Annotated in this window: 6 protein-coding genes and 1 riboswitch; of the genes, 3 read left to right on the plus strand and 3 right to left on the minus strand. The window is 50.0% G+C overall.

All coding sequences use genetic code 11. The annotated features are described in order from the left end of the window. The first annotated feature begins 82 nt into the window (after window positions 1-82). Both KJB30_RS16080 and KJB30_RS16085 read left to right on the plus strand, forming a co-directional pair. Window positions 83-541: a PilZ domain-containing protein gene (locus tag KJB30_RS16080; protein WP_214301217.1), complete on the plus strand. Its 459-nt coding sequence runs from the start codon at window positions 83-85 to the stop codon at window positions 539-541. Window positions 542-799: 258 nt separating this feature from the next. Beyond that, window positions 800-3,364, plus strand: coding sequence for a putative bifunctional diguanylate cyclase/phosphodiesterase (locus KJB30_RS16085; protein ID WP_214301219.1), 2,565 nt, complete (start codon window positions 800-802; stop codon window positions 3,362-3,364). A 70-nt stretch (window positions 3,365-3,434) separates the two neighbouring features. Here the strand turns inward: KJB30_RS16085 and KJB30_RS16090 are convergent, their stop codons facing one another. Then, entirely contained in the window at window positions 3,435-3,917 is a 483-nt protein-coding gene (locus KJB30_RS16090) for a YchJ family protein (protein ID WP_214301221.1), read from the minus strand. A gap of 212 nt (window positions 3,918-4,129) precedes the next feature. Beyond that, window positions 4,130-4,205, plus strand: a riboswitch (cyclic di-GMP riboswitch). 136 nt (window positions 4,206-4,341) lie between these two features. Here KJB30_RS16090 and KJB30_RS16095 point away from each other — a divergent pair. After that, entirely contained in the window at window positions 4,342-6,618 is a 2,277-nt protein-coding gene (locus tag KJB30_RS16095) for a S8 family serine peptidase (RefSeq protein WP_214301222.1), read from the plus strand. A gap of 82 nt (window positions 6,619-6,700) precedes the next feature. On the opposite strand, the gene KJB30_RS16100 is transcribed toward KJB30_RS16095, so the two are convergent. Both KJB30_RS16100 and KJB30_RS16105 read right to left on the minus strand, forming a co-directional pair. Next, window positions 6,701-7,969: an Hsp70 family protein gene (locus KJB30_RS16100; RefSeq protein ID WP_214301229.1), complete on the minus strand. Its 1,269-nt coding sequence runs from the start codon at window positions 7,967-7,969 to the stop codon at window positions 6,701-6,703. A 305-nt stretch (window positions 7,970-8,274) separates the two neighbouring features. After that, on the minus strand, window positions 8,275-8,778 hold a 504-nt coding region (locus tag KJB30_RS16105), incomplete at its 5' end, for a cytochrome c3 family protein (RefSeq protein WP_214301231.1).

The following is an 8,778-nucleotide window of genomic DNA, read 5'->3' on the forward strand; positions in this document are numbered from 1 at the left end:
AGCTGAATTTATTGTTAGGTTTTCTTGCTGAAAGACTTAGCATTTTCAAAGGCTTATGTATTTTTTTCATAGTTATGCATAAATGGCACAATCAGTGCTGCTGGTCATGGGAGATTGGCTGAAAGTGAATCGTTCATGGTTGGTACTGGTGTGCATGAGGAAGTTAATGGGTATTTTTGTAACCAATGGCCTGCTTCAGCAGAAGAATATCCAGTATCCTGTGCAGCTTGAAATTATTTCCAGGACAGGGGCGGTGGTGAGGCTGCAAGGTGAGACCTCCGAGCCTTTGCGACCGGGGGATAATTGCATTTTGCTGCTTGATAAAGGGGGCGAAGAATTTCTTACGCTCTTAACTAAAGTGGTACATTACAGCTTTACCTTGGTGGGATTGCAATTCATTGAGATTGATGATCAATCTGCCAATGAACTTGGAGAGATTATAGAAAAATTGGATCGTGAGAAAAACGGTGGTTCGTTTTGCCATTCAGGCTCAATGGGCCTTTTTGCTATCACATCAAGAAGTTACAGAAATGACTCATAATTCCTGCTTATCTCCATTTTTGACCACATCCATCTCTAGACTGTAAAAGGCGATCTGACGGTCGCCTTTGCAGTCTCTTGCATCGCTTAACAACCTCGGCAAACAGTCAAACCTACAAACATACTTTTAGAATATTGGCTACATTTACCTTCTCATGAAAGCAGATGTTGTAAAATGTCGACGTATATTTTAATGTGTGCACTTGTTTCGTCCCTACGTTGAACAAATGTCTGCTCCTGCTGCTCATGAGGATCGAAAATGAAGAAACTTTCTAACTTTATTATTGTCTGCACATGCGGACTTACGCTGTTCATGATCGTCATTATCTATGTTCTGGTGATGCTTGGATATGAGGATGTCGTGGGGAAGCGTGCGGAAAAACACGCCAAGACCATTGCCGACGTAACATTCAATTCCCTTGTTCAAATCATGAAAAAAGGGGGCAGGCAGAAGGATGTGTCGGAATTGCTGGAAAGCAACCGGAAAAGCTTCGCCGGTACCAATATGAATATCGTGCTCTATCAGAGTCAGACCTTCGCCAGGTTGAACGGCCGAAGCTACGATATTCTGCCGGATGAACAAGTCGCTACGGTATTTAAAAACGGTATTCCAGCTCATTCTCATACGGGATCTCTTGTCAGATTCAGTTACCCACTCATTGCCTCAGCGGATTGTCTGTCGTGCCATGTAAACAGCCGTGGTGGGGAGGTGCTGGGCGTTATCGACACACGAGTCGATATCGGGCAGGAACTAAAGGAAACCCGCAACAAGGTCATTATGTTCCTCGTTGGCATGGCACTGATCCCGCTTTTTGCTTCTTTTATCCTTGCGAGATTATTTAGCGGCAGGGTTCGCAGGTCCATAACCGGGCTTCATAGCCGGATCGAGGGGGTAAATAGGATAAGTGATCTGAGACAGCTCAAACTGCAGGATGTTAATCTTGGGTTTTCAGAATTTACCAGCATGTTTGATGAGATGAAGAAGGTCATCGATAAACTGCGGGACGTGGCAATTGATAAAGATGTTCTTGAATTCGAAGTCAAACTTCTGGAGCGTTTTATCATTACTTCCGAGATTGTAAGGGACTGGAAGGCCCATGTAAGCCATATCCTTATTGAAATAAATTCCATTATGGAGACCTATTTCTTCTTCTCTTTGTTCATGATTGACGAAGAATCCTATGATTTGGAGGTGTTCTGGCGGAACACACCCAGCCCACAGGCCAAAGCCTCTTTTGAATCCATCATCCGTGAAAAGATTGCCAACAGTCCCCGGTTTAAACAGGTGGGCCAGGTTAATATCATACATAATGTTGCTCTGCCATTGGCCGCTCTCCCGCCGTTACGGGAAGAGGACATTGAACTGCAGACCAAATCACTGTTTCTGGAAGCACCGCGTATTGGCGGCATTGTCGGCATCGGTGTCGTTTCTGAACTGGGGAAATACCCCGCTCGTGCCCTTGTGATTGAGAGCATACTGGCCACGCTGCTTAATGTGGTTGGTTCGGTAAAAGCTATTTATCGCTACACAAAAGAACTGGAATTTTATTCAACCCGCGATCCTCTCACCAATCTTTTTAATCAGCGCGTCTTCTGGGAAATGCTCGGCAATGAAGTCGACCGATCCACCCGTTCGGATGACAATTTTGCTCTTTTGCACCTCGACATCGATAACTTCAAAATGATCAACGACTCATATGGCTACGCTTTCGGTGATCATCTTCTCCAGGGCGTCAGCGAAGTTGTGAAGGCTGTGCTCAGGCGCGGCGATATCTCCGCACGGTATGGAGGCGATGAATTTGCCATAATTCTTCCAGAGAGCAGGGGACAGCAGGCTTACATGATTGCACAGCGGATCAGGGAAGATTTGGCCAATATGATATTTACCCCCCCTGACGGCGGTGCGTTGAAAGCTTCCGTTTCCATCGGAATGGCACTCTTCCCCACTCATGCTCAAACACCCAAAGAGCTTTTCATGATGGCTGACAACATGCGCTGCAAGGCCAAAGCGGCGGGCAAGGATCAGATTGCCTTTCCGTCTGACGAAGATCTGGCCGAGGTATACCGCAAGATCAGTGAAAAGAATATCATGATCATGAAAGCCATCGAAGAGCGCCTGATCATCCCTTATTTCCAGCCAATCGTTAATGTCAGCAATGGAATGGTTGAGGCCCATGAAGTCCTGATGCGGATAAACCTGCCCGAAAAAACAGTATGTGCCGAAGAATTTATCAGCATCGCAGAGAATATGGGTGTAATCAGCAAGATGGATTATATTCTGATGGAAAAGGCTTTCCAGAAAGCCAGCGCCTGCGGCTATAAAGGACTGCTGTTCATTAATATCTCACCCAAGGCTCTCATCCTGAATGAGTTCATCCCTACCGTACGGCGATTAACCAAAGAATATTCAATTGATCCGGCAACAATTGTTTTTGAGATAACCGAGCGGGAAACGGTCAAAAACATGACGCTTCTTGAGCGTTTCGTGCTGGATCTGAAACTGGAAAACTATAAATTTGCCATCGATGATTTTGGTGCAGGATTTTCGTCCTACCAGTATCTGAAGCGCTTTCCGGTGGATTTTATCAAGGTGGAAGGGGAATTTGTGCGCGGCATGGGTGCTCCCGGCGGGGTGGATTTGGCCATTGTCAAGAGTATCGCTACTTTGGCACAGGGTCTGGGAATCAGGACCATCGGCGAGTATGTTGAGAATGCGGAAATCCTGGGACTGGTTTCAGGCATCAACCTCACCTATGCCCAGGGTTATCACGTCGGGGTTCCCGCTCCTGAATTAGTCATTGGGCCACTATCCGGCCAGTCTTGAAAGAGGTAACAACAAAGGGCGGCCGATTGGCCGCCCTTTCTGCATCACATGCAACAGGTTTTGACAGAGGCTACTTGCCACAGCATTTTTTGTGCTTGAGGCCGCTTCCGCAGGTGCAGGGATCATTGCGGCCCACCTTGACAACAGCAAGCGGTTTCTGTTTCACCATTGTTCCCTCAGTGAATAACCACTTACCTTCCTTTCGTTTGAACCGGGCACATTCATGATGTTCTCGCGCCGTGCCCTTCTCCGTGAAACTGGCAACAAATTCCACTTCTCCGATACTATCATCGGGTCCTCCCTTGGCAGTGTCGATTATCTTCAGACCGTGCCATTCGGATGTTTCCGCCCATTCCCGAGTTCCGGCATGGTCATAGCCCTGACGGTGATCAGGATGGGTGCTATCGAAGATAAAATCCATCTCCGCATGCACATACGCTGAATAGCGTGCCCGCATCAGTTGTTCAGCTGTTTCGGCGGGTCGCACTCCTGTGATGATTGGCTGACAGCAGTCGGCATAGGTGATGTCGTTTCCGCAAGGACAATTACTCATTTTTCCACTCCTGATAAGTTTCGCATTTCTGTTGCTTCAGGGGCATCATAGTGCGGGAGGGGCTGTTGGTCAAGCAAGTGGATCTCACAGCTGGCATTCGGGGCTTGGAACAGGTGGAGAAGTCAGGTTTGATTCAGCTCCTATCATTAAGGTAACTTTTGTTGACGTGAAGTGTGGCGGGAAGATACAGTTGTTCCTGATTCCGCACAGATACACGATAATACTAAACCATCCGTGAGGATGGGACGGAAAGCCTACGGGTCTCACCGAGACAGCCGGGTCGCCGAAATATCTTCAAGATATACGGCCCCGGCTTTTTTGCGTCCAAATTCCGGTAAGGCTGATGACGTGGGCGTGGTGGTGTGTTAGAGCGCAAAAACAACCGAAAGTAACAGTACAGATGAACAAAACAGGGAGGATTATCGTGTCGGGAATTATCAGCGGTCTTACAGGTATAATGCTTATGGTTTTTCTGTTGGGAGGGGTTGCCTATTCTGCACAAAATGACCTGAAGCATGAACGCAGGGAAGGTGAAGTAATCGTCAAGTTCAGAAAAGAAAGGAAAAACCTTGATACGGAAGATTTCCACAAGCGGCATGGATCACAGCGCCTGAGGCACTACAAAGGGCTTGATATGGAGCGGGTTCGCATCAAGCCGGGCAAATCCATTGCCGACGCCATCAGTGAACTTCAGGCTGATCCTGATGTCGAGTATGTTGAACCGAACTACATCGTCCATACCCAGGTTATTCCTACTGACACTTCCTATGGCAGCCTCTGGGGCATGAACAAGATCAGCGCTCCCGCTGCCTGGGATAATAATATCGGCAGCCAATCAGTGGTGGTGGGCGTCATCGATACAGGCATTGATTACAATCACCCGGATCTAAAAGCCAATCTGTGGCCGGGCAGGGGGTATAATGCCATAACCGGCAGCAATGATCCGTTGGATGATAATGGCCATGGTACCCATGTCGCCGGGACCATCGGAGCAACCGGTAATAATGGCCAGGGTGTGGCCGGAGTAAACTGGAATGTCCAGATCATGGCCTGCAAATTCATGGATTCAACCGGTAGCGGCACAACGGCAGATGCCATAGAATGCCTCAACTATTTCCGTCAGCAAAAGGCGGCGGGTGTAAATATCGTGGCTACAAACAACAGCTGGGGAGGTGGAGGCTTCTCCAGATCACTCTTTGATGCCATTAACGCCCAGCGCGACATCCTTTTCATTGCCGCGGCAGGCAACAATGCCAGCAACAATGATACCACCGCCACCTATCCGGCCAACTACCAGCTTCCGAATGTGATCTCCGTAGCAGCCACCACCTCTAGCGATTCCCTGTCCTCCTTCTCCCAATATGGCCGACGGACTGTCAGTATCGCTGCTCCGGGATCAAATATTTACAGTACCAAGCCGAACAGCAGCTATGGACTCATGTCCGGCACATCCATGGCAACACCCCATGTGACCGGTCTGGCTGCCCTGATCAAGGCCAGCAGGCCTGCGGCAGACTGGCGCAGCATCAAAAATCTCCTCCTTTCCGGCGGAGATAATGTCACTTCTCTGGCGGCTGCGACCCTGACAGGCAAACGGATCAATGCCTTTACCTCGCTAACCTGCCAGGACAGCCGTGTTTTGTCAGTCATTCAGTATCCTGCTGTTGTGCAGCCCGGTACACCCGCGACCCTCTCAGCACTGAGCATCAACTGCTCCGCTCCTGCCGGGCCGGTAATGGTCAATCTATCCGGAGGGGAAGTGATTACTCTTAAGGATGACGGCATTGCTCCTGACCTGGCAGCGGGTGATGGAATTTTTACTGCCACTTTTACACCAACACGCAGTATTGAAACCTTTTCGCTCACTTCTCCCGCAGGAGCTGAAAACATCGGCAATGCACCTGCTCCAGCACCTGCCCCAGCCCCACTTGTCATTACCACCGCAGCGTTGCCAGGTTCCATGGCCGGCACCTCCTACAGCCAAACCCTGGCAGCCAGCGGAGGAACAGCCCCCTATGCCTGGTCTGTTGCAGCCGGGCTTCTTCCGGGCGGCCTGGCCCTGGGGGCAAGCGGCACTATCAGCGGCACTCCGGTCGCCGCCGGCACCGCCGCATTTACTGTCAAAGTCTCGGATGCAAAGGGTGTCTTTACGACCCGCAACTACACCTTGTCTGTTGCGCCAGCCCCGGTGCAGGCAACTCCGGTGGTCATTGCCACCAAGTATTTTCCGCCTGGTGTCGTTGGTTCCCTCTACAGCACATATCTGGGAGCTTCCGGAGGAAAATCACCTTATCTCTGGTCCCTGCAATCAGGCAGCCTCCCGGCCGGATTGACTCTCAACCCGACAACCGGCGCTCTCAGCGGCATTCCCTCTGCAGCCGGTACTTTTTCATGCGTTGTTAAGGTCACTGACTCTCTGGGTGCTTACTCAACCGGGTCCTTCAGTGTCCAGCTGGCTAATTATGCCATCACCAGCGCCAGGGCAGGATATGCCTATTCCTACAGGTTGAATGCTTCTGGTGGCACCTCGCCATATACCTGGGCTCTAACCGGTGGTGAATTGCCGCCCGGTTTGACGCTCGCTTCCAGTGGGGTTATATCAGGAATCCCCTCAAAAACAGGCAGCTACGTTTTTACTGCAAAGGTGACTGACAGCAGGGGACTCTCCGGGGTCTCAACAATCCTGATGAAGGTGCTGTAAAACTCATTTTTTTCGATACACAGAAGGCTGCGGAATAATTTCCCCAGCCTTCTGTTATCCACTTGTTTATAATTCCTAATTCTCAGATGAACAGCGGCACGCTGGCACCAAGGCCATAAACGACGCTGGTGAAACTGTTGCGCTGTTCCAGTTTTTCCTGTCCGAAACGGTCGGCAAAAAGAGCCTGGATGCAGGGCATCCGTGAGGTGCCTCCGGTCAGGAAGACCGAGTCGATTTGGGAAGGAGCAAGGCCGGAGCGTGCTATGACATCATCTATGCAGGCGGCAATCTGCTGCAGATTGCCGAGGTTGATTTCCTCGAATTCTTCTTTGGAGACATTTTCCTCAATAGACAGACCGCGCTCCTTGAAACGGATGGTTGCCTGCCGGCTTTCCGAGAGTTCGCACTTTGCTTTTTCTATGGCTTGAAAAAGAAAAAACCCAAAGTTGTCGTCGATAATATTTTCCAGATTTTCAATGGCCCGAGGATTGTCGGCGCTTCTTTTAATCATCCGTATCTGTTCACGGGTGGAACGCGCCCTGAGCAACGGTATTCTGTGCCATTGACACAGGGTGTAGATGATGCTCTTCGGGATGCTGAACCACTCGTCCTTGCCCATGCTCCGGTATTTCACATGCCGCCCGAAGTGATGGGCAACCCTGTCCCACATGAGCTGGGAATCAAATTTATCTCCGGCTACATACACCCCACCCAGCGAAAGCACATCGCTCTTTCGGTCATCTCGTGAAAATGCGCCACCCAGTGTCCTGATAATGGTGAAATCCGAGGTTCCTCCTCCGAAATCCCCTATCAGCACGACTCTTTCTTCTCCTGGCTTCAGAGTAGCTTCAAAAGTCAAAGCAGCTGCGATAGGTTCATACTGAAACCAGATCCGCTTGAATCCTGCTTTGCGGGCCGCTTTTTCAAGCCGTTGCTGTGCTACTGCATCTTTGGTGCTATCTGTTGAAAATACCACCGGCCGTCCCAGTACAACACTGTCAACGGTACATCCTACATGCGCCTCGCCTCGTGCCTTCAGCTTTCGAAGAATGATGGAAACCAGATCGTCGATGGCATAGCGTTTTCCGAATATTTCCGTACTGTCAAAATTGGTGTTGGGGAGAAAGGTCTTGATCGACTGCATGAATCGTCCGGCAGCACCATCACTCACATAGTTCCTGATGGCCTCTTGTCCTGCAAAAATCTCGTTTTCTTCGGTGAAGTACAGCACTGAGCGAAGCAGTTCGTCATCATTGACGGGGTCCATTGGGATGACTTCTACAGTGCCGTTTCTGTAGATAGAAAGAGCAGAATTACTTGTTCCAAAATCGATGCCGAATGTGATCTGCATACAACTCCTTCAAAGGGCAATCATAAATACACAGCAGCAGGCTGAGTACCTGTGATTTTGAATATGGTTGGAAATTTTATGGGGTAATGTGCTGCAAAAGGTGGGTGGAGAGACTGAAATTCAATCCTGCAGAGTATTTCCTGTAAACAGATCTGCTGTGTAACTGTACCTATGCAGGTGCTATCCTAGCATGGCTGTGAAAGATTAATCCAGCAATGTCTTGAATTCCTGTGAGGGCCGGGCTGAAATAGAAACGGCGCGAGAATAGCTCGCGCCGTGGGATTTTGGTGCTCGTCTAAATAATTTCACTTTGCTTTATGACACGTGGCGCAGTTTTGCTTCACCGTAAAGGCCTGCTTTCCATCATGACACGCACCGCATGATTTGCCTTTTTCCATCGCCTTCATGTTTACTGCTTTGGCAGAGCGGTTGCCGCTGATGCCGTAGAGTTTCGTATGGCATGAGCTGCATGAGTACTTGCCGATATGCTGGCCATGCCTGAAGTGCACATTGCCTGCACCCTTGACGGCGTAGTTCCTGTCTCTCGTCGGATGGCAGGCGGTGCACTTGTCGATGCCAAAGGCCTTGGTGCCGTTGTGGCAGGCGCCGCAGGATTTGCCGCGCTCCATCTCAGCCATGCTTACCGACTTGTTCTTGCCTGCCGCAAACAGCTTGGGATGACAGGTCCCGCAGTCAGGGGTGCTTGTCAGGTGCTTTTTGTGGCTGAAATTAGTCGTGCCGGTTGCCTTGACCTTGTAGACGATCTCCTTCACATGGTGGCAGCGGGCACAATCCTTGAGCGGGAAAGC

Origin of the sequence: Pelotalea chapellei, from assembly GCF_018531195.1 — a bacterium.
GTDB classification, from domain to species: Bacteria; Desulfobacterota; Desulfuromonadia; order Geobacterales; family Pseudopelobacteraceae; genus Pelotalea; species Pelotalea chapellei.